This window comes from Agromyces atrinae, from assembly GCF_013407835.1.
Classification (GTDB): domain Bacteria; phylum Actinomycetota; class Actinomycetes; order Actinomycetales; family Microbacteriaceae; genus Agromyces; species Agromyces atrinae.
On the sequence record NZ_JACCBI010000001.1, the window covers coordinates 309,837 to 331,072 of the forward strand.

21 protein-coding genes are annotated in these 21,236 nt (G+C 69.9%); 17 read left to right on the forward strand and 4 right to left on the reverse strand.

Going from position 1 to position 21,236, the window contains the following annotated elements; translation table 11 throughout:
• The first annotated feature begins 9 nt into the window (after positions 1 to 9).
• Entirely contained in the window at positions 10 to 1,140 is a 1,131-nt protein-coding gene (ispG, locus tag BJ972_RS01475; protein ID WP_129176753.1) for a flavodoxin-dependent (E)-4-hydroxy-3-methylbut-2-enyl-diphosphate synthase, read from the forward strand.
• Between the two features lie 36 nt (positions 1,141 to 1,176).
• Here ispG and pcp read toward each other — a convergent pair whose 3' ends face one another.
• On the reverse strand, positions 1,177 to 1,815 hold the full coding sequence (gene pcp, locus BJ972_RS01480) for a pyroglutamyl-peptidase I (protein ID WP_129176721.1): 639 nt from the start codon (positions 1,813 to 1,815) through the stop codon (positions 1,177 to 1,179).
• Positions 1,816 to 1,863: 48 nt separating this feature from the next.
• Here pcp and BJ972_RS01485 point away from each other — a divergent pair, with 48 nt between their 5' ends.
• The 5 genes from BJ972_RS01485 to rbfA all read left to right on the forward strand — a co-directional run bounded on the left by BJ972_RS01485 (position 1,864) and on the right by rbfA (position 8,508).
• A complete protein-coding gene (locus tag BJ972_RS01485) occupies positions 1,864 to 3,624 on the forward strand; it encodes a proline--tRNA ligase (protein ID WP_129176723.1) in 1,761 nt (586 codons plus the stop codon).
• A gap of 121 nt (positions 3,625 to 3,745) precedes the next feature.
• Positions 3,746 to 4,741: a transcription termination factor NusA gene (gene nusA / locus BJ972_RS01490; RefSeq protein ID WP_129176725.1), complete on the forward strand. Its 996-nt coding sequence runs from the start codon at positions 3,746 to 3,748 to the stop codon at positions 4,739 to 4,741.
• Positions 4,742 to 4,813: 72 nt separating this feature from the next.
• On the forward strand, positions 4,814 to 5,077 hold the full coding sequence (locus tag BJ972_RS01495) for a YlxR family protein (RefSeq protein WP_129176727.1): 264 nt from the start codon (positions 4,814 to 4,816) through the stop codon (positions 5,075 to 5,077).
• 40 nt (positions 5,078 to 5,117) lie between these two features.
• Positions 5,118 to 7,979 (forward strand): translation initiation factor IF-2, encoded by a 2,862-nt coding sequence (infB, locus tag BJ972_RS01500; RefSeq protein ID WP_179419908.1) that lies wholly within the window; start codon positions 5,118 to 5,120, stop codon positions 7,977 to 7,979.
• A 70-nt stretch (positions 7,980 to 8,049) separates the two neighbouring features.
• Entirely contained in the window at positions 8,050 to 8,508 is a 459-nt protein-coding gene (gene rbfA, locus BJ972_RS01505) for a 30S ribosome-binding factor RbfA (protein ID WP_129174772.1), read from the forward strand.
• 69 nt (positions 8,509 to 8,577) lie between these two features.
• Here rbfA and BJ972_RS01510 read toward each other — a convergent pair whose 3' ends face one another.
• Positions 8,578 to 9,813 (reverse strand): hypothetical protein, encoded by a 1,236-nt coding sequence (locus tag BJ972_RS01510; protein ID WP_129174774.1) that lies wholly within the window; start codon positions 9,811 to 9,813, stop codon positions 8,578 to 8,580.
• A gap of 19 nt (positions 9,814 to 9,832) precedes the next feature.
• Complete coding sequence (locus BJ972_RS01515; RefSeq protein ID WP_129174776.1) at positions 9,833 to 10,711, reverse strand: iron-sulfur binding domain-containing protein; 879 nt, start codon at positions 10,709 to 10,711, stop codon at positions 9,833 to 9,835.
• 33 nt (positions 10,712 to 10,744) lie between these two features.
• Between BJ972_RS01515 and BJ972_RS01520 the strand changes: the two genes are divergently transcribed.
• The gene (locus BJ972_RS01520) at positions 10,745 to 11,395 is read left to right on the forward strand and encodes a nucleoside/nucleotide kinase family protein (protein WP_129174778.1); all 651 of its coding nucleotides are present in this window, start codon (positions 10,745 to 10,747) and stop codon (positions 11,393 to 11,395) included.
• Here BJ972_RS01520 and BJ972_RS01525 read toward each other — a convergent pair.
• Complete coding sequence (locus BJ972_RS01525; RefSeq protein ID WP_129174780.1) at positions 11,386 to 12,399, reverse strand: ketopantoate reductase family protein; 1,014 nt, start codon at positions 12,397 to 12,399, stop codon at positions 11,386 to 11,388. The two genes, BJ972_RS01520 and BJ972_RS01525, sit on opposite strands and share 10 nt — an antisense overlap.
• A 64-nt stretch (positions 12,400 to 12,463) precedes the next feature.
• Between BJ972_RS01525 and truB the strand changes: the two genes are divergently transcribed.
• From truB to BJ972_RS01575, 10 genes are all read left to right on the forward strand, one after another.
• On the forward strand, positions 12,464 to 13,360 hold the full coding sequence (truB, locus tag BJ972_RS01530; protein WP_129174782.1) for a tRNA pseudouridine(55) synthase TruB: 897 nt from the start codon (positions 12,464 to 12,466) through the stop codon (positions 13,358 to 13,360).
• Positions 13,357 to 13,725 carry a hypothetical protein gene (locus BJ972_RS01535; RefSeq protein ID WP_129174784.1) on the forward strand — a complete coding sequence of 123 codons (369 nt, stop codon included), beginning with the start codon at positions 13,357 to 13,359 and terminating at the stop codon, positions 13,723 to 13,725. The genes truB and BJ972_RS01535 overlap by 4 nt, the downstream gene beginning before the upstream one ends.
• A gap of 29 nt (positions 13,726 to 13,754) precedes the next feature.
• Positions 13,755 to 14,210, forward strand: a complete 456-nt coding sequence (locus tag BJ972_RS01540; protein ID WP_129174786.1) for a hypothetical protein — start codon at positions 13,755 to 13,757, stop codon at positions 14,208 to 14,210.
• Positions 14,207 to 15,136 carry a bifunctional riboflavin kinase/FAD synthetase gene (locus BJ972_RS01545; RefSeq protein WP_129174788.1) on the forward strand — a complete coding sequence of 310 codons (930 nt, stop codon included), beginning with the start codon at positions 14,207 to 14,209 and terminating at the stop codon, positions 15,134 to 15,136. The genes BJ972_RS01540 and BJ972_RS01545 overlap by 4 nt, the downstream gene beginning before the upstream one ends.
• Positions 15,133 to 16,341, forward strand: a complete 1,209-nt coding sequence (locus tag BJ972_RS01550; protein ID WP_129174790.1) for a CynX/NimT family MFS transporter — start codon at positions 15,133 to 15,135, stop codon at positions 16,339 to 16,341. Before BJ972_RS01545 ends, BJ972_RS01550 begins: the two co-directional genes overlap by 4 nt.
• Positions 16,342 to 16,589: 248 nt before the next feature.
• Complete coding sequence (locus BJ972_RS01555) at positions 16,590 to 17,534, forward strand: sugar-binding transcriptional regulator (protein ID WP_129174792.1); 945 nt, start codon at positions 16,590 to 16,592, stop codon at positions 17,532 to 17,534.
• 19 nt (positions 17,535 to 17,553) lie between these two features.
• A complete protein-coding gene (deoC, locus tag BJ972_RS01560; protein ID WP_129174794.1) occupies positions 17,554 to 18,561 on the forward strand; it encodes a deoxyribose-phosphate aldolase in 1,008 nt (335 codons plus the stop codon).
• Between the two features lie 7 nt (positions 18,562 to 18,568).
• Entirely contained in the window at positions 18,569 to 20,128 is a 1,560-nt protein-coding gene (locus BJ972_RS01565) for an aldehyde dehydrogenase family protein (protein WP_129174796.1), read from the forward strand.
• Positions 20,125 to 20,985, forward strand: a complete 861-nt coding sequence (locus tag BJ972_RS01570; RefSeq protein WP_129174798.1) for an aldehyde dehydrogenase family protein — start codon at positions 20,125 to 20,127, stop codon at positions 20,983 to 20,985. The genes BJ972_RS01565 and BJ972_RS01570 overlap by 4 nt, the downstream gene beginning before the upstream one ends.
• 4 nt (positions 20,986 to 20,989) lie before the next feature.
• Entirely contained in the window at positions 20,990 to 21,214 is a 225-nt protein-coding gene (locus BJ972_RS01575) for a hypothetical protein (RefSeq protein WP_241830803.1), read from the forward strand.
• Positions 21,215 to 21,236: the final 22 nt, after the last annotated feature.

The window sequence follows — 21,236 nt, forward strand, 5'->3', positions numbered from 1 at the left end:
AATCTCGGAATGCCCTCCGTGCCGGAGGTCTTGGCCCCGCGCCGTAAGACCCGTCAGATCAAGGTCGGAAAGGTCCTCGTCGGTGGCGGCGCGCAAGTGAGCGTGCAGTCGATGACGACGACGCCGACACCGAACATCAACGCGACGCTGCAGCAGATCGCCGAACTCACCGCCTCGGGCTGCGACATCGTGCGCGTCGCTGTGCCGAGCCGTGACGATGCCGAAGCGCTTCCGATCATCGCGAAGAAGAGCCAGATCCCGGTCATCGCCGACATCCACTTCCAGCCGAACTACGTCTACGCGGCGATCGATGCCGGGTGCGCCGCCGTGCGTGTGAACCCCGGGAACATCCGCAAGTTCGACGACCAGGTCGGAGAGATCGCCCGTCGTGCGAAGGAAGCGGGCGTCTCGATCCGTATCGGCGTGAACGCCGGTTCGCTCGACCCGCGTCTCCTGCAGAAGTACGGCAAGGCGACGCCCGAGGCCCTCGTCGAATCGGCCGTCTGGGAGGCGAGCCTCTTCGAGGAGCACGACTTCCACGACTTCAAGATCTCGGTCAAGCACAACGACCCCATCGTCATGGTGAAGGCCTACCGCCTCCTCGCCGAGCGCGGCGACTGGCCCCTCCACCTCGGTGTGACCGAGGCCGGCCCCGCGTTCCAGGGCACGATCAAGTCGGCCACCGCGTTCGGAATCCTGCTCTCGGAGGGGATCGGCGACACCATCCGCGTGTCGCTCTCCGCTCCGCCCGTCGAAGAGGTCAAGGTCGGCCTGCAGATCCTGCAGTCGCTCAACCTCCGTGAGCGGAAGCTCGAGATCGTGTCGTGCCCGTCATGCGGCCGCGCGCAGGTCGACGTGTACAAGCTCGCGAACGACGTCACCGATGGTCTCGAGGGCATGAGCGTTCCGCTCCGCGTGGCCGTCATGGGATGCGTCGTCAACGGCCCGGGCGAGGCTCGCGAGGCCGACCTCGGTGTCGCCTCGGGCAACGGCAAGGGTCAGATCTTCGTCAAGGGCGAGGTCATCAAGACCGTCCCCGAGTCCGAGATCGTCGCGACCCTCATCGCCGAGGCCAACCGTCTCGCCGACGAGATGGGCGCCGACGCTCCCGTCGGCAGCCCCGAGGTCGTCACCGCGTAGGTCGTCGCCATCGCGGTCGGCCGATCGCGCCGCCGCTCAGTGGATCGACCCGCCCGGCCGCCGCTCGTCGGTCACGCGATCGAGGCTCGTCTCGAGCGCGAGACGGATGCCGCGCGCGAGGTCGGCGAGCGGGAGCGCCGGCGAGCCGGCGGGCGCGGTCTCGTCCGACCACGGCACGTGGATGAATCCGGTGCGGAGCACCGGCGTGGATGCCGCTCGATGGGCGAGCAGGTAGAACACGTGATTGCAGACGAACGTGCCCGCGGTCGACGACACCGAGGCCGGGATGCCCGCCGTGTCGAGCGCGGCCACGATCGACTTGATCGGCAGGCCCGAGAAGTAGGCGACCGGACCGTCGTCGGCGATGGCCACGTCGATGGGGCGAGCGCCCGCGTTGTCGGGGATGCGGGCGTCATCGATGTTGACCGCTACGCGTTCCGGGGTGATCTCCGTGCGGCCGCCCGCGAGTCCGAGCGAGACGGCGAGAGCGGGGCGGTGCTCGTCGAGGAGCGCCTCGAGTGCACGGGTCGATCCGTCGAACTCGGTCGGCAGCACGGCGGTGACGAGCCGTTCCGGTCTCTCCCACGCACGCTCGACGAGGGGGAGGAGATCGGCGGTGGGGTTCGCGGCATCGCCGCCGAAGGGCTCGAAGCCAGTCAGGAGCACGGTCGTCACCGGTCCAGGCTACGTCAGCACTCGCCGAGCTCCCCGTAAACTGTGCGGGTGCCTACACGCCTCTCGAACTACTTCCTGCGGACTCTCCGCGAAGACCCCTCCGACGCCGAGGTCGCGAGCCACCGGCTCCTCGTGCGCGCGGGCTACATCCGCCGCCAGGCCCCGGGCGTCTTCGCCTGGCTGCCGCTCGGCCTGCGGGTGAAGGCGAAGATCGAGAAGATCGTCCGCGACGAGATGGAGCGCGCAGGGGCCCACGAGGTGCACTTCCCCGCACTCCTGCCGCGCGAGCCCTACGAGGTCACCGGCCGGTGGGAGGAGTACGGCGACGCGCTTTTCCGCCTGCAGGACCGCAAGGGTGCCGACTACCTGCTCGCGCCCACCCACGAAGAGGTCTTCACCCTCCTCGTGAAGGACCTGTACTCGTCGTACAAAGACCTGCCCCTCTCGATCTACCAGATCCAGGACAAGTACCGCGACGAGGCGCGCCCCCGCGCGGGCCTCCTGCGCGGCCGCGAGTTCACGATGAAGGACGCCTACTCCTTCGACTACACGGATGCCGGTCTCGACGCGTCCTACCGGGCGCAGCGCGACGCCTACGAGCGCATCTTCACGCGTCTCGGTCTCGAGTACGTCATCGTGAAGGCCGACGCCGGCGCCATGGGCGGCTCCAAGAGCGAGGAGTTCCTGCACCCCACTCCCGTCGGCGAAGACACCTTCGTGCGCTCGGCCGGCGGCTACGCCGCCAACGTCGAGGCGTTCACGACGATCGTGCCCGAGGCAATCCCGTTCGACGGCCTGCCCGAGGCATCCGTCTTCGACTCGCCGAACACACCGACGATCGCGACACTCGTCGATCTCGCCAACGCGAACCACCCCCGCCCCGACCGGGAGTGGACGGCGGCCGACACGCTGAAGAACGTCGTGCTCGCGCTCGTGCACCCCGACGGTCGCCGCGAGCTCGTCATCGTGGGCCTGCCCGGCGACCGTGACGTCGACCTCAAGCGCGTCGAAGTCGCCGTCGCGCCCGCCGACGTCGAGGCGGCGACGGAGGCCGACTTCCTCGCGCACCCCTCGCTCGTGAAGGGCTACATCGGCCCCTGGTCGCCGACCGGCGCCGTGCTCGGTGAGGAGTCCGCGACCGGCATCCGTTACCTCGTCGACCCCCGCATCGTCGACGGCACCGAGTGGATCACGGGAGCGAACGTCGACCAGAAGCACGTCTTCGGCCTCGTCGCCGGTCGTGACTTCACCGCCGACGGCACGATCGAGGCCGCCGAGGTGCGCGCCGGAGACCCCGCTCCCGACGGATCGGGCCCGGTCGAACTCGCTCGCGGCATGGAGATCGGTCACGTCTTCCAGCTCGGCCGCAAGTACGCCGAGGCCCTCGGGCTCAAGGTGCTCGACGAGAACGGCAAGCTCGTCACCGTCACGATGGGGTCGTACGGCATCGGTGTGACGCGCATTCTCGCGATCATCGCCGAGCTCGGCAACGACGACAAGGGCCTCATCTGGCCGGCCTCGGTCGCACCGTTCGACGTCCACGTCGTCGCGACGGGCCGGGACGCGGCCGTCTTCGAGGCCGCCGAGTCGATCGTCGCGACGCTCGAGTCGAACGGGCTCGAGGTGCTCTTCGACGACCGCCCGAAGGTCTCGCCCGGAGTGAAGTTCGGTGACGCCGAACTCATCGGCGTGCCGAAGATCGTCATCGCCGGTCGCGGCGTCGCCGACGGCGTCGTCGAGGTCTGGGATCGCGCGACGGGCGAACGCACGCCGGTCGCCATCGACGAGGTGCTCTCCGCTCTGCGTTGAGCAGATTCAGAGGTTCGAGCGCCCTCCGCGCGGATGACGGAGGGCGCGGCATCGGGTAACGTAGGCGGGTGGTCCGTTGCGCATTCCCGCGACGGCGAGATCTGAATAGAGGAGGCCGGCTGTGGATATCGACCTCGGCGTGTTGCGACTGATGGAACGCGAGAAGGAAATCCCCTTCGACGAGTTGGTGCGGATCATCGAGCAGGCCATCCTGACCGCTTACCTCAAGCACACCCACCCCGATTCGCACGGAAGCGCGAACCCCGACAACGCCCGCGTGCACCTCGACCGGAAGACCGGCCACGTGTCGGTCTACGTGCCCGAGCTCGACGACGAGGGCAACGTCATCGGCGAAGCCGAGGACAGCCCGAGCGACTTCGGCCGCATCGCCGCCTTCGCGGCGAAGCAGGTCATCAACCAGCGACTGCGCGACATCGCGGATGACGCGGTGCTCGGCGAGTTCCGCGGGCGCGAGGGCGACATCGTCGCCGGCGTCATCCAGCAGGGCCCGAACCCGCGCATGGTGCACATCGACCTCGGCACCGTCGAGGCGATCCTGCCTCCCGAGGAGCAGGTGCCCGGTGAGGACTACCCGCACGGAGCCCGCATCCGTGTCTATGTGACGAGCGTCTCGAAGGGCCTCAAGGGCCCGTCGATCACCGTGTCGCGCACGCACCCCTCGCTCGTCCGCAAGCTCTTCGCACTCGAGGTGCCCGAGATCGCTTCGGGAGCCGTCGAGATCGTGTCGCTCGCCCGCGAGGCCGGCCACCGCACGAAGATCGCCGTGCGTGCGACGCAGCCCGGCATCAACGCCAAGGGTGCGTGCATCGGCGAACTCGGCCAGCGCGTGCGCTCTGTCACCGCCGAGCTCGGCGCGGAGAAGATCGACATCGTCGACTACTCCGACGACCTGTCGACCTTCGTCGCGAGCGCCCTGTCGCCCGCGAAGGTGACGAGCGCGTTCGTCATCGACGAGTCGATCAAGGCCGTCCGGGCCCTCGTGCCCGACTACCAGCTCTCGCTCGCGATCGGCAAGGAGGGCCAGAACGCCCGCCTCGCCGCGAAGCTCACGGGCGCGAAGATCGACATCCAGCCCGACTCGATCCTCGAGGGCTGAGCCCACGACACGCCCTCCCGCTGCGGCCGGCCGCAGCGGGAGTCGTCGAGCTTCGAGCGGTGGAGGTGTACGATGGAAGCTGTCAGAACGTGCATCGGATGCCGTTCGCGCGCCCCGCGATCCTCGCTCTTGAGGGTCGTCACCCGGGAATCCCAGTTGATCGCAGATCCTTCTGCGACATTGCCCGGGCGCGGCGCGTGGCTGCATCCGACGCTCGAGTGCTTTCAACTCGCGGTTCGCAGGCGCGCTTTCGGGCGTGCACTTCGCGTAACCGGTGAGCTGGAAGCCACCCATGTAGAGAACAGGCTGAACGGCACAGTGATCACTAATGAGTGACGACTAATGAGTGGCTCGAAATGAGTCCCGTCCGCTATTAATGGTCTGCCCTGTCCGGGTGCAGACCCGGAACAGGAGAATTGTGGCTGCCAAACCACGCGTACACGAGATCGCGAATGAGCTCGGCGTCGACAGCAAGGTCGCGCTCGAGAAGCTCAAAGAAATGGGCGAATACGTCAAGGGCCCGTCGTCGAGCATCGAACCGCCCGTCGCGCGCCGTCTGAAGGCCGCGCTCGAAGCGGCCGGCGCCGCGACGAACGCCGCTGCCGCGCCCGCGGCTCCCGCCGCCCCGGCGAAGCCCGCTGCGGCCAAGCCCGCACCCCAGCGTCCGACCCCTGCTGCGCCCGCGCCCGCGGCGCCCGCAGCTCCGGCCGCTCCCGCCGCCGACGATGCGCCTCGACCGGCTGCACCGCTCAGCGTCGCCGAGCGCCAGGCCGCAGCCGAGAAGGCCGCTGCCGAGCAGAAGGCCGCAGAGAAGGCTGCCGCGGCGAAGCCCGCCGAGCCCGCAGCCGAGGCGCCCGCGCCCGCAGCTGAGGCCGCGTCCGCCGAGGCGAAGCCCGGCGACTCGTCGATCCCGCGCCCCGGCGCACCCCGTCCGGGCGCCCCGCGACCCGGCAACAACCCCTTCGCGAGCTCGCAGGGCATGGGTCAGCGGCCCGCTCAGCCCCGTCCCGGCAACAACCCGTTCGCGAGCGCCCAGGGCATGGGCCAGCGCCCGAGCCCCGGCAACATCCCGCGCCCCGCGGCTCCCCGCCCCGGCGCACCCCGTCCGGGCGCGCCCCGTCCGGGTGCTCCGCGTCCCGGTGGAGCCGGCGGTGGCTTCCAGCGTCCCGGCGGTGCCGGTGGCGCACGTCCCGGTGGCGGCGGCGGTGGCTTCCAGCGCCCCGGCGGCGGTGCTCCCGGAGCCGGTGGCTTCGGCGGTCCGCGTCCCGCGGGCGGCGGCGGTCGTGGCCGTGGCCCCGGCGGTGGAACCGCTGGTGCGTTCGGTCGCGGTGGCGGCAAGTCGAAGGCGCGCAAGTCGAAGCGTACGAAGCGTCAAGAGTTCGAGATGCGGGAGGCCCCGTCGCTCGGCGGCGTGAGCGTTCCCCGCGGAGACGGCAACACCGTCATCCGTCTGCGTCGTGGATCGTCGATCTCCGACTTCGCCGACAAGATCGACGCGAACCCCGGCTCGCTCGTCACGGTGCTCTTCCACCTCGGTGAGATGGCGACCGCGACCGAGTCCCTCGACGAGGCCACCTTCCAGGTGCTCGGCGAAGAGCTCGGCTACAAGATCCAGGTCGTCTCTCCGGAGGACGAGGACCGCGAGCTCCTCGAGGGCTTCGACATCGACCTCGACCAGGAGCTCGAGGACGAGACCGACGAAGACCTCGAGCAGCGTCCTCCCGTGGTCACGGTCATGGGACACGTCGACCACGGTAAGACGCGACTCCTCGACGCGATCCGCAATGCGAACGTCGTCGCCGGTGAAGCGGGTGGCATCACCCAGCACATCGGTGCCTACCAGGTGCACACCGAGCACGAGGGCATCGAGCGCGCGATCACCTTCATCGACACCCCGGGTCACGAGGCCTTCACGGCCATGCGTGCTCGTGGTGCGCAGGTCACCGACATCGCGATCCTCGTGGTCGCGGCGGATGACGGCATCATGCCGCAGACGATCGAGGCCTTGAACCACGCGCAGTCGGCCAACGTGCCGATCGTCGTCGCGGTCAACAAGGTCGACAAGCCCGACGCCAACCCGGCCAAGGTCCGTCAGCAGCTCACCGAGTTCGGGCTCGTCGCCGAAGAGTACGGCGGAGACGTCATGTTCATCGACGTCTCGGCTCGCGAGAACATCGGAATCCAGAACCTCCTGGACGCCGTGCTCCTCACGGCCGACGCCGGTCTCGACCTGCGTGCGAACCCGAACAAGGACGCCCGCGGTGTCGCGATCGAAGCGAAGCTCGACAAGGGCCGTGGTGCAGTCGCCACCGTGCTCATCCAGTCGGGAACGCTGCGCGTCGGAGACGCGATCGTCGCCGGAACCGCCTACGGACGTGTCCGTGCGATGGCCGACGAGAACGGCGACCCCGTGCTCGCTGCGACCCCGTCGCGCCCCGTGCAGGTCCAGGGTCTCTCGTCGGTGCCTCGCGCTGGTGACACCTTCCTCGTCACCGAGGAGGACCGCACCGCCCGTCAGATCGCCGAGAAGCGTGAAGCGGCCGAGCGCAACGCTCTGCTCGCCAAGGCTCGCAAGCGCATCTCGCTCGAGGACTTCACTCGTGCGCTCGAAGAGGGCAAGGTCGAGGCGCTCAACCTCATCATCAAGGGTGACGTGTCGGGTGCCGTCGAGGCTCTCGAGGAGTCGCTCATGAAGATCGAGGTCGACGACTCGGTCCAGCTGCGCATCCTGCACCGCGGTGTGGGTGCCATCACCGAGTCCGACATCGACCTGGCGACGATCGACAACGCCATCGTCATCGGCTTCAACGTGCGGCCCGACGTCAAGGCGCGCGAGCGTGCCGCCCGCGAGGGTGTGGATGTCCGCTTCTACTCGGTCATCTACAACGCGATCGACGACATCGAGAACGCACTCAAGGGCATGCTCAAGCCCGAGTACGAAGAGGTCCAGTCGGGTGTCGCCGAGATCCGCGAGGTGTTCCGCTCCTCCAAGTTCGGCAACATCGCCGGTGTCATCGTGCGGTCGGGAACGATCACGCGCAACGCCAAGGCGCGCGTCATCCGCGATGGCGTCGTCGTCGGCGACAACCTCGCCATCGAGTCGCTCCGTCGATTCAAGGACGACGTCACCGAGGTGCGTACGGACTTCGAGGCCGGTATCGGTCTCGGCAAGTTCAACGACATCCAGGTCGGCGACGAGATCGAGACGATCGAGATGCGGGAGAAGCCCCGCGCATAATCCGGTCACGGGGCCCTCGCTCAGGCGAGGGCCCCGTACCCGTCCCATCGAAGGTGAGTGAGGAAAAGACATGGCTGATCCGGCACGCGCGAGGAAGCTCGCCGATCGCATCAAAGAGGTCGTCGCGAAGCGCCTCGAGAAGGGCATCCGCGATCCGCGTCTCGGGTTCGTGACCCTGACCGAAGTCCGTGTGACGGGCGACCTGCAGCACGCGAGCATCTTCTACACGGTCTACGGGACCGATGAGGAGCGTGACGACTCCGCCGCAGCTCTCAAGGCTGCGACGGGCATGCTCCGCACCGAGGTGGGTCGGAACATCAACACCCGCCTGACCCCGACGCTCGAGTTCATCCTCGACGCGCTCCCCGACACGAGCGCCCACATGGAGGAGCTCCTCAAGCAAGCTCGAGAGCACGACGCCCAGACGGCGCAGCTCGCGAGCGGCGCCCAGTACGCGGGCGAGGCCGACCCGTACGTCAAGCCGCGAGAGATCGAGGATGACGACGAGGACGGCGACGAGCGGTCCTGACCTCGATCGGTCGACCGTGACGAAGGCGCTGCGCGATCCGCGCAGCGCCTTCTCGTTCTCCGCAGCCGCCTACTCGCTCGCCTCGAAGGCGGCCGACCCGGGCGCTCCGCCGTCCATCGAGACGACCGCTCCGTCGAACGTGAAGTAGACGTCGCCGTCGTAGTAGTCGTCGTCGATGGGGATCCAGAACATGGGCACGCGCGTGTCGGTGCCGGCGACGTATCGCACGGACACGTAGACCCACTGCTCGCTGAGCGGATCGCCCTCAAGGCCCGTGAGCTCCTTCGCCTGCGCGATGAGGCCCGGCATCATCGACGGGTCGAGTGCGCTCAGGTCGAAGAGCTTCCCGGCGACATCCGCCGGGTCGGGCTGGATCGACGTCGCCGTGCGGTTCGTGACCTCGCCGCGATCGAGCGAGATGTCGTCGTAGGTGGTCGCGCCCGGTGCCGACGGCGCCGTCGCCGAGAGACGCGTGCCCCAGAATGTGAGCGAGTCGACCTGCGTGCCGCCGATCTCGGCGGCGAGAACGTCGAGGGCCTTCTGCGCGTTGTCGCCCGCGAACATGTTCGCCGCGGCCTCCTCGGCGAGCCGCTCGGACTGCTCCCGCTCGGACCGCCCCTCGTACGAGCTCTCGTAGCGCACGTCATCGAGGGTCGTCTCGCCGGCGATGAGCGCGGCGATCGTCGGGTAGGCGGGGATGAGGGCGAGGATGACGCCGAGCGCGAGTGCGACGGCGTAGAACGGTGCGGGGATGCGGCGGATGCTGCTCCGTGCCGCGGGCGCCTCGAACACCGACGACGGGCTCACCCGACGGATGTCGTCGTCCTCGCGAGCGCGCTCCGCCCAGGCGGGAGGCGGGTCGAGGACGAGCGCCACGTTCGAGGGCGCCTGACCGTCGAGCGCCACGACGACGACGTTGCCCGGCTGGAGACGCGGGATCTCGAGGATGTCGACGATCCGTCGCACCCGTACCTCGAACGCCGCGCCGCTCGACGGCGCGACGACGAGGTCGATGTCGCAGACGGGCTGATCGTTGATCTCGGTGCCCGTGCGCCGGATGCGGAGGATGCGCGCGAGCGCCAGGCGGCCTTCCGCCTCGGCGCGCGCGAGCGCCGAGGGGTCCGGTGAGCGAGTGAGCCGGAGTCCGCTCATCGTCTTCGCGATCAGCACGACCGGAAGCAGGACGCTGAGCGCGATGGCGCACGGCAGGATCATCGACGTCCAGCCGTCGTCACCGGAGAGAAGAGCAGCGGTGAGCGACGCGAGAAGCGCTCCGAGCACGGCGACGAAGAGGAGACGGATCACCGCTCCACGCTATCGATCGTCAGGACGGGAGTGTGAATCCGCTTTCCCGGTCGCCGACGGCGAGACCATCCGCGATGAGGCCGCAGAGTGCTCGTTCGCGTTGCGCGTCATCCGCCCAGAGCGAGGTGATCTCGGTGATCGTCACCGGTCCGTGGGCCGCGCGCAGTTCGCGCATGATGAGCCCGCGCACCTGCCGGTCGGAGCCCTCGAACTTCTTCTGCACGGCCTTGCGCGGCCCGTCGTAGGCGGGGTATCCGGCGGCACGCCATGCGCACGACTCGCGCAGCGGGCAGTCGTCGCATCGGGGCGCTCGCGCCGTGCAGACGACGGCGCCGAGCTCCATGATGGCGGCGTTGAACACGCGCGCCTCCGCGTCATCCGTCGGGAGGAGCTCGTCCATGTCGGCGAGGTCGCGCTTGGCCGGGGGAGCGGGCTCCGCCTGCCCGGCGACCGCGCGTGCGATCACGCGTCGCGTGTTCGTGTCGACGACGGGGTGCCGATGCCCGTAGGCGAACGCCGAGACGGCGCGCGCCGTGTAGTCGCCGACTCCCTGGAGGGCGAGAAGGTCGTCGACATCGCTCGGGACGACCCCACCGTGGCGCTCCACGATCTCGACGGCCGCCTGATGCAGCCAGAGCGCGCGGCGCGGATAGCCGAGCCGGTCCCACGCCCGCACGGCCTCGGCGGGCGGCACGCGGGCGAGGTCGGCGGGAGTCGGCCAGCGGTCGAGCCACGCGGTGATCGCGGGGATGACGCGGACGACGGGAGTCTGCTGCAGCATGAACTCGCTCACGAGGATGCCCCACGCGCCGTAGTCGGGATCGCGCCACGGCAGGTCGCGGGCGTTCTCGGCGAACCAGCGGTTCAGCACCGGTGCGATCGGGGATTCTCGGGACATCCGCTCCAGGGTACGTCGCCGTAGGCTCGATGCATGACCGCCCGATCCGATCTCCTGCTCGCCGTCGCCGACGAGCTCCTGCAGCACCACCCGCGGGGCCGGGTCGCGGTCGCGATCGACGGCATCGACGCCCGCCGGACGACCCGTTTCGCCGACGAGCTCGCGATCGTCATCGCCTCGTCCGGCCGGCCCGTCGTGCGCGCGAGCCACGAGGGCTTCCACCGGCCGCCGGCCGAACGCTACGCGCGGGGTGAGGACTCCGCGATCGGCTACTACCGCGATTCGTTCGACGAGGAGCGGCTCCGAGCCGAACTCGTCGAACCGTTCCGGCTCGGCGACGCGTTCGTGACGTCGATCGGCACCGCCCCGACCGACGGCACCGCCCCGACCGACGGCATCGGCGGGAGTGCGGCGGGACCCGCGGCGCCCGACACGGTGCTGCTCGTCGACGGCGTCTTCCTCCTCCGCCCCGAACTCCGCGGCCTGTGGAACGCGGCGGCGCGGCTCGACGTGCGTCCCGAGGTGCTCCTCGCGGAGAGCGACGAGTCGGACGCGGCCCGCGAACGACACGCGGGCGGTCACGCGATCTACGAGCGTGAGGCGTCACCGCGTCGCGCGGCGGGAATCGTCATCGACGACAGCGATCCCCTGCAGCCGCTCCGACTCTTCGTCGACTACTGCTGACGTCGTCCGAGGGCGCCGACGGCGGCGACGACGGCATCGATCGAGTGGAAGCGGCCGGACGTCTCGACCTCGTGCACGAGCGCCGTGAGCGCAGCGTTCACGGGGGCCTCGACACCCGCGCGCGCGGCTTCGCCGACGACCGCGCCGTTCAGGAAGTCGACCTCGGTCGCCTGGCCGCGCGTGATGCTCTGCAGCGTCGACCCGAGGTTCGGCACGGCGCCCATCCGCACCCCCATCGAGCGGGGGAGCAGCTGACCGAGGGCGAGGGGAAGCGCGGCGAAGAAGCGGAGGCGACCGTCGCTCAGGCCCTGGATCGACCCGAAACGGATGCCGCGGGCGATGCCCACGCGGACGGTCTCGCGCATGAGCGCCGTGAGGATGCGTCGCGTGCGCGGATCGGCGATCGTCTCCTGCACGGTCAGTCCCGTCGCGGCGGGCAGCGCGTTCAGCATGTTGACGACGAGCTTCGTCCACTGCGCGCCGCGGAAGTTCGCGATCGGCACGACGGGCACGGCGCGACCCAGAACCTCGGCGAGGGCCCGTGTCGCGTCGTCGACGTCGCCCTCACCGCGCCCGAGATAGGTCGCGGCGGTCGTCGTCACGCGCACGAGACCGGGCTCGGTGTAGTTCGCGGCGATGATCGAGAGGGCGCCGAAGCACTCGGAGCCGGGCAGGAGTTCCTCGGCGGCCTCGACGCCCGCGAGGCCGTTCTGCACGACGACGACGGGGATGCCGTCGAGATGCGCCGCATTCGCCGCGATCGCATCGCGAGCGTCGTGAGCCTTCGTGCAGACGAGCGCGAGGTCGGGGGTCTCGGCGAGCGTCGTCCGCGCGTCGACGACGGCGGTCACGTCGCCGTAGCCGCCCGTGAGACGGAGTCCTCGATCGCGGATCGCCTCGAGCCCAGCACCTCGCGCGGTCACCGTGACGTCGTGGCCGTCGCGGGAGAGCAGCGCCGCGAAGGTGCCCCCGAGCGCTCCGGCGCCGATGATCGCGATCCTCATACGACGAGCGTACGGCCGTCGCCACGGGGGGCCTGCTCCCTGAGCCGCTGATAGCCTGATCGACGTGACCCGCGGCATCCTCCTCATCGACAAGCCCGGCGGACTCACGAGTCACGACGTCGTCGCGCGCGTGCGACGAGCGGCCGGCACACGCAAGGTCGGTCACGCCGGCACCCTCGACCCCATGGCGACGGGCCTCCTCGTGCTCGGCCTCGGCTCGGCCACCCGGCTCCTGCACTACATCGTCGGTCTCGACAAGGAGTACACCGCGACGATCCGACTCGGCAGCGCGACGACGACGGATGACGCGGAGGGCGAGATCACCGAGACCGCCACGATCGCCGCGATCGACGCCGTGTCCGATGACGCCATCGCCTCCGGCATCGGAGCGCTGACGGGGGAGATCGAACAGGTCCCGAGCACGGTGAGTGCCATCAAGGTCAACGGCAAGCGTGCGTATGCGCTCGCCCGCGAGGGCGAAGAGGTGACGCTCTCGTCTCGGCGCGTGACCGTCTCGGCCTTCGACGTGCTCGACCAGCGTCGCGAGGGTGCGCACATCGACCTCGACGTGCGCGTCGAATGCACGACGGGCACGTACATCAGGGCGCTCGCTCGCGACCTCGGGGCGGGACTCGGGGTCGGCGGTCACCTCACCGCCCTCCGACGCTCGCGAATCGGCGCGTTCGACGTCGCCGACGCGTCGACGCTCGACGATCTCGACGTCGCCGCCGCGCTCCTGCACCCCGCCGCGGCCGCCGACCTCACCCTCGACACGCTCTCGGTCTCGGCCGACGACGCTCGCGACATCGGTCACGGCAAGCGCATCGCCCGCCCCGACGACATCGCCGGCGGCATCCTCGCGGCGATCGACCCCGCGGGCGAACTCATCGCGATTCTCGAGACGCGGAAAGACACGCTGAAGGTCGTCACCGGCTTCCCGCAGGAGGGACCCGCATCGTGATCGAGTGGTTCACCTACGTGCAGGTCGCCATCGCGGTGGTCGCGGGGCTCCTGTGCCTCGGACTCGGCCTCGGCGGCAAGTCGCCGAATGACGTCTCGATGGGCTCGCTCGTCATCGTCGAAGTGCTCCTCATCGCCCAGATCGTCGTCGCGATCATCGCCCCGACCGTCGGCAACGAGCCGACGGGGTTCCTCCCCGAGTTCTGGGCGTACCTCATCGCCGCGGCTCTCATCCCGCCCGCGGCCGCATTCTGGGCGCTCCTCGAGCGCACGCGCTGGTCGACCGTCGTCCTGGGCGTCGCCGCGCTCTCGGTCGCCGTGATGCTTTACCGCATGTTGCAGATCTGGACAGTGCAGCAGGCGTGAGCCCCCGGGTGCGCGATAATCGATGAGCCATGACTGACCTGAAGCACGCCTCCACCTCCGCCCGTCCGAAGCGACGCATCAGCGGAATCGGTCAAGTCCTCATCGCCGTCTACGCGATCCTCGCCGTCGGCGCGACGGGCCGATCGGCCGTGCAGGTCATCTTCAAGTTCGACGAGGCGCCCGTCGCCTACTCGCTCTCGGCGGTCGCCGCCGTCGTCTACATCATCGCGACGATCGCCCTCGTCGCGCGCGGAGTCATCTGGTACCGCGTCGCATGGGCGACGATCGTCTTCGAGTTCGTCGGCGTGCTCACGGTCGGTGTGCTGAGCCTTACCGTGCCCGAATTCTTCGCCCACGAATCGGTCTGGTCGTACTTCGGCCGCGGCTACGTCTTCATCCCGCTCGTGCTCCCCGTGCTCGGCATGTGGTGGCTCGCCAAGCACCCGCCGTCCCGCGACCCGCGTGTCGAAGGAGGGGCCGCGTGAAGCTCTTCACCGGCCTCGGCGACGTTCCCGCCGACTTTGGTCCGTCGGTCGTCACCATCGGCAAGTTCGACGGCGTGCACGCCGGGCACCGTGCCGTCATCGCCGACCTGCTCGCGATCGCCGACGCCGAATCACTGACGTCGACCGTCGTGACGTTCGACCGTCATCCGCTCGCCTTCCTCGCCCCCGAGAAGTGCCCCGAGCAACTCGTGAGCACCCCGCAGAAGATCGAGCTCCTCGCCACGACGGGTGTCGACGCCGCGCTCGTGCTGCGCTTCGACGAGACGCTCTCGTCGATCCCCGCCGAAGCGTTCGTGCGCGACATCCTCGTCGGACGCCTCCGGGCCCAGGTCGTCTTCGTCGGTGCCGACTTCCGTTTCGGCAGCCGAGGTGCCGGCGATGTCGGGCTGCTCGAGCGCATGGGGCCCGTGCTGGGCTTCGAGGTGCGGGTCATCGACGACGTGCGCCCGGAAGACGGTCGGCGCGTCTCATCGACGTGGATCCGCGAACTGCTCGAGGCGGGCGACGTGGCCTCGGCGGCGCGACTGCTCGGGCACACCCCGACCGTGCGAGGCGTCGTCGTGCACGGCGCCGCCCGCGGCCGCGAACTGGGCTTCCCGACCGCGAACCTCTCTCCGTCGTCGGAGGGGCTCATCCCCGCCGACGGCGTCTACGCGGGCTGGCTCGTCGACGGCGACGAGCGCTACCCGGCCGCCGTCTCGGTCGGCAACAACCCGACCTTCGAGGGCGTGCCGCAGAAGCAGGTCGAGGCGTACGTGCTCGACCGCGAGATCGACCTCTACGGGCACGAGGTGGCGATCGAGTTCGTCACGCGCATTCGCGGCATGGTCGCCTTCGAGGGAATCGACGCCCTCATCCGTCAGATGAGCGCCGACGTCGATACCGTTCGATCGCTGCTCACGTGAGCGCCGCCGCGCCGCTCTGGAAGGGGCGCGCACTCGCGCTCGTCGGCATCCTGCTCGTCGCGCTCAACCTCCGCACCGCCGTCGCGTCGCTCTCGCCGATCGCGACGACGATCTCGGCCGACATCCCGCTCCCCGCCGTGCTGCTCGGCGCACTCGGCATGGTGCCGCCGCTCTGCTTCGCCGTGTTCGGCATCGCGACACCCGCCTTCACCCGCCGCTTCGGGCTCGAGCGCGTGCTCATCACCGCCCTCGTCGTGCTCACGGCGGGCCTCGTCGGCCGGGGGCTCGCTCCCGATGCCTGGTGGCTCCTCATCGCGAGTGCGGCGACGTTCGCGGGCATCGGCGTCGGCAACGTCGTGCTGCCGCCGCTCGTGAAGAAGTACTTCCCCGATCGCGTGGGTCTCCTGACGACGATGTACGCGACGATCCTCTCGCTCTCGACGCTCGTGCCCCCGCTCATCGCGGTACCCGTCGCCGAGGCGGCGGGCTGGCGCACCTCGCTCGCGCTGTGGTCGGTCTTCGCGCTCGCCGCCCTCGTGCCGTGGATCGTGCTCGTCGTGAAGCCGCGCCGCGGGGTGGCGACCGTGCTCCCCGAAGAGGGCGAGCCTGCGCTCGTCGCGCGCATCTGGCGGTCGAAGATCGCCTGGGCGCTCACCGCGATCTTCTTCACGTCGTCGTTCAACGCCTACTCGATCTTCGCGTGGCTGCCGACGATGCTCGAGGACATCGCCGGTGTGACGCCCGCGCAGGCCGGCATCCTGCTCTCGATCTATGCGGGCGTCGGCCTCCCCGCGTCGCTCGTCGTGCCGATCATCGCCGCGCGCTACCACCGCGTGGGCACGCTCATCGTCATCGGCATCTCGTGCTTCGTCGTCGGGTACGCGGGCCTCCTGTTCGCGCCGACGACTCTGCCGTGGCTGTGGGTGTTCTTCGCGGGCGCGGGGCCGCTGCTCTTCCCGTTGACGCTCGTGCTCATCAACCTGCGCACGCGGACGCACGAAGGAGCGGTCGCGCTCAGCGGGTTCGTGCAGAGCGTCGGCTACCTCGCCGCTGCCATCGGGCCGCTGCTCGTCGGCGTCATCCACGAGACGACCGGATCCTGGTCGGGTGCGCTCGTGCTGCTGCTCGCCTCGGTCGCCCTCGCGGCGATCGCCGGCCCTGTCGCCGGGCGCCGCCGCTTCCTCGAGGACGAGCCCGCGCGCTGATCCCGGCGCGGCCAGCCTGCCCTGCCTGGTTGCCGCGTGACCGCCGCCCGCGTCATCCGCCCGCCTGCCCCTGCCCACCCCGCTCGGTGTGTTGCCGCTTTCGGCCCGTGCGGCGCCCTCCGCACGGGCCGAAACCGGCAACACGCGCGGAAGCGCACGCGGCCGTTCTGCTCATATGAGCAGAAAAGGCTACGAGTGTAGATCGGTGCGCTTCTGACGCGTAGCCTGGACGAGACGGAAGGAGCGCTGTGGGCGAGAACGACGAACTGCTCTCGATCAGAGCAGCCGAGCTCTACTACGAGGAAGACAAGACGCAAGACGAGATCGGTCAGGTGCTGCGTCTGACGCGGTGGAAGGTCGGCCGTCTCCTCTCGCAGGCCAAGGCCAACGGGTTCATCCGCATCGAGATCGTGCACCCGCGCGCGCGGAGGCTGCCCCTCGAGCGACGTCTGCGCGACGAACGCGGCCTCGTCGACGCGATCGTGGTCTCGGGTGCGGGCGTCGAGAGCGCCGAAGAGTTGCAGGCGCGCACGGCGCAGGCCGCCGCCGACTACCTCACGACGCTCCGACCCGTTCCGCGCACCCTCGGCGTCAGCTGGGGTCGCACCCTCCACGAGGTCTCCCAACACCTGCGGAAGGGATGGGCGACGGGCGTCAACGTCGTGCAGATCAACGGCGGTGTGAGCCTCAACCGGCGCTCGGGCACCGCGGCGTCCACGGCCGTCACGATCGCGCAGAAGGCTGGGGGACAGGCGACCCTGCTGCCGAGCCCCGCGATCCTCGAGCGGCTCGAGACGAAGAACGCCATCGAATCCGACCGCGTCGTCGCGGGCGTGCTCGATCTCGCGCGCTCGGCTAACGCCTACCTCTTCAGCGCAGGCGCCGCCGACCACTCGTCGGTGCACCTCGAGAGCGGCTACCTCTCGCCGGCCGACGTCGACGAACTCGTCCGCAAGGGCGCCGTCGGTGACGTCGTCGGCCGCTACATCGACTCCGACGGCAATATCGTCGATCCCTCGCTCGACGGTCGGACCGTCGGGCTCACCCTCGACGAGCTGCGCACCGCCGACCGGTGCATCGCCGTCATCTCGGGGCGCTCGAAGCACCCCGTCGCCAATGCCGTCGTCGGCAGCCGACTCTGCTCGGTGCTCGTCACCGACGAAGAGACCGCGCTCCACCTGCTCGACGCATGACACCCAGGAAGTGACAACCATGACAGGCACCCAGCTCGCCTCGGCCCAGGAGCGCGCACTCGCGATCCTCGGCGGCGAACCCGATGACGCGACCCTGCGTCGTTACCTCCACGGCATCCCCGGCGTCGACGCCGTCGGGCTCGAGCAGCGCGCCGCGTCGCTCGGCTCGCGTTCGATCAAGACGACGTCGAAGGCGTGGGCGCTCGATCGCATCATCTCGCTCATCGACCTGACGACCCTCGAGGGCGCCGACACCCCCGGCAAGGTGCGCTCGCTCGTCGCCAAGGCCCTGACGCCCGACGCCTCCGACGCCCAGACGCCCCGCGTCGCCGCGGTGTGCGTCTACGGAGACATGGTCCCTGCCGCGGTCGCCGCCCTCGGCACGGCCCACGGCGACCCCGACGACGGTCTCGTCTCGGTCGCGGCCGTCGCCACGGCGTTCCCGAGCGGCCGGTCGTCGGTCGCCGTGAAGCTCCAGGACACGGCCGAGGCCGTCGCCGCCGGCGCCGACGAGATCGACATGGTCATTGACCGCGGCGCGTTCCTCGCGGGTCGCTACGGCGAGGTCTTCGACCAGATCGCACGCGTGAAGGAGGCCTGCCGGCGCCCCGACGGCGGCTACGCCTCGCTCAAGGTCATCCTCGAGACGGGCGAGCTCAACACGTACGACAACGTGCGCCGCGCATCGTGGCTCTCGATCCTCGCGGGCGGCGACTTCATCAAGACGTCCACCGGCAAGGTCGCCCCCGCCGCGACGCTCCCCGTTACGCTCCTCATGCTCGAGGTCGTGCGCGACTGGCACCGGATGACCGGCGGCCGCATCGGAGTGAAGCCCGCCGGCGGCATCCGAACCTCGAAGGACGCCATCAAGTACCTCGTCACGGTCGCCGAGACCGTGGGCGAGGAGTGGCTGCAGCCGCACCTCTTCCGCTTCGGGGCGTCGAGCCTCTTGAACGACGTGCTGCTGCAGCGTCAGAAGCTCTCCACCGGCCACTACTCCGGTGCCGACTACGTCACGATCGACTGAGGAACCCATGACCTTCCTGGACTACGCGCCCGCTCCCGAGTCGACGGCGCTCCTGAACCTCAAGAACGAGTACGGCCTCTTCATCGACGGCGAGTTCGTCGACGGCCGCGGTGAGTCGTTCGCCACCATCTCTCCCGCGACCGAGAAGCACATCGCGACGATCTCCTCCGCGAACGAGGCGGATGTCGCCGACGCCGTCGCCGCCGCCCGCCGGGCACACGACCGGGTCTGGTCGAAGCTCTCCGGCCGCGACCGCGGCAAGTACCTCTTCCGCATCGCGCGCCTCGTGCAGGAGCGCGCTCGTGAGCTCGCCGTCGCCGAGAGCCTCGACAACGGCAAGCCGATCAAGGAGAGCCGCGACACCGACGTCCCCCTCGTCGCCGCCTGGTTCTTCTACTACGCGGGCTGGGCCGACAAGCTCGACCACGCGGGTCTCGGCGCCTCGCCGCGCTCGCTCGGCGTCGCCGGGCAGATCATCCCGTGGAACTTCCCGCTGCTCATGCTCGCCTGGAAGATCGCGCCCGCGCTCGCGGCCGGCAACACGGTCGTGCTGAAGCCCGCCGAGACGACGCCGCTCACGGCCCTCATCTTCGCCGAGATCCTCCAGCAGGCCGACCTCCCGCCCGGAGTCGTCAACATCATCACGGGCGCGGGCGACACGGGGCAGGCGCTCGTCGACCACCCCGGCGTCGACAAGATCGCGTTCACGGGTTCGACGGCCGTCGGCCGACGCATCGCGAAGTCGGTCGCGGGCACGCCCAAGAAGCTCTCGCTCGAACTCGGCGGCAAGGCCGCGAACATCGTGTTCGACGATGCTCCGATCGATCAGGCCATCGAGGGCATCGTCAACGGCATCTTCTTCAACCAGGGTCACGTCTGCTGCGCCGGCAGCCGTCTGCTCGTGCAGGAGAACATCCACGACGAGGTCGTCGATCGCCTGAAGTCGCGCCTCTCGACGCTTCGTCTCGGTGACCCGCTCGACAAGAACACCGATATCGGCGCGATCAACTCGCGCGCACAGCTCGAGCGCATCCGCACGCTGTCCGACGTCGGCGTCGCCGAGGGCGCCGATCGCTGGACCGCCGACTGCGCCATCCCCGAGAACGGGTTCTGGTTCGCGCCGACGATCTTCACGAACGTGCAGGCGAGCCACCGCATCGCCCGCGAAGAGGTCTTCGGGCCCGTGCTGTCGGTTCTGACGTTCCGCACTCCCGCCGAGGCGATCGCCAAGGCTAACAACACGCCCTACGGTCTCTCGGCCGGCATCTGGTCCGACAAGGGGTCGCGCATCCTCGCGGTCGCCGACAAGCTGCGCGCCGGCGTCGTCTGGGCGAACACGTTCAACCGCTTCGACCCCGCGTCGCCCTTCGGCGGCTACAAGGAGTCGGGCTACGGCCGCGAGGGCGGCCGCCACGGCCTCGCCGCCTACCTCGAGTCGGCGACGGCGGCCCCGCGCGCTCTGCCCGCGGCAACGGATGACGCGAGCGACGCCATCACGGAGGCGCCGCGCGCCACGAAGAAGACGGCGCGACAGCCTCGCACCGCGAAGAAGGGTGCAGCATCGTGAGCCGCTTGAGTGTTCCGAAGACGTACAAGCTCGCGATCGGCGGGGCCTTCCCCCGATCGGAGTCGGGTCGTGTCTACGAGATCCGTCGCGCCGACGGCGAGTTCCTCGCGAACGCGTCGCTCGCGAGCCGGAAGGACGCCCGTGACGCGGTCGTCGCCGCACGCTCCGCCGTGTCGGCGTGGTCGGGCGCGACCGCGTACAACCGCGGACAGGTGCTCTACCGCATCGCCGAGGTGCTCGAGGGCCGTCGCGCGCAGTTCGTCGACGAGATCGTCGCGGTCTCGGGCGTCTCCCGCGCCGTCGCCGGCGCCGAGGTCGACGAGGCCATCGACCGGTGGGTCTGGTACGCGGGCTGGGCCGACAAGTACGCCCAGGTCGCGGGCAACGCGAACCCCGTCTCGGGCCCGTACTTCAACATCTCGGTTCCCGAGCCGACCGGCGTCGTCGCGATCATCGCACCGCAGGACTCGGCCCTCCTCGGCTTCGTGTCGGCCCTCGCTCCGGCGCTCGTCGCCGGAAACAGCGTCGTGATCGTGGCGAGCGAGAGCATGCCGCTCTCGGCGATCAGCCTCGCCGAGGTGCTCGCGACGAGCGACGTGCCGAAGGGCGTCGTGAACGTCCTCACGGGTTCGCCCGCCGAGATCGCACCGTGGCTCGCGAGTCACGCCGACGTCAACGCGCTCGACCTCGTGGGGGCTGCGGCACTCGACTGGGTCGACCTCGAGATCCTCGCCGCCGAGACGCTCAAGCGCGTCCTCCCGCCCGAGCAGGGTGCGGGGGCCGCGGCTCCGTCACTCGGACGCATCACGGCGTTCACGGAGACGAAGACGGTGTGGCACACGAAGTCGCTCATCTGAGGCCATGACGGTGGACGCTCGCGGCATGCTCGAGTCCGACCCCTTCAGTTATCGACTGACGCAGGCCGGGGGCGTCGTCGTGTCGCGCGGCGGCCGCCCGGTCGTGACGGTCGGCGGTTCCTCGGCGGCGAAGCTCGCCGCGGCACTCGCCGTCGCCGATGACCGCACCGAGCAGTTGCTGCTCGCGCGGGTCACCGGCAACTACAAGCGCGGCAACGAGCGACGCTGAACCGGCACGGGCAACGCACAGG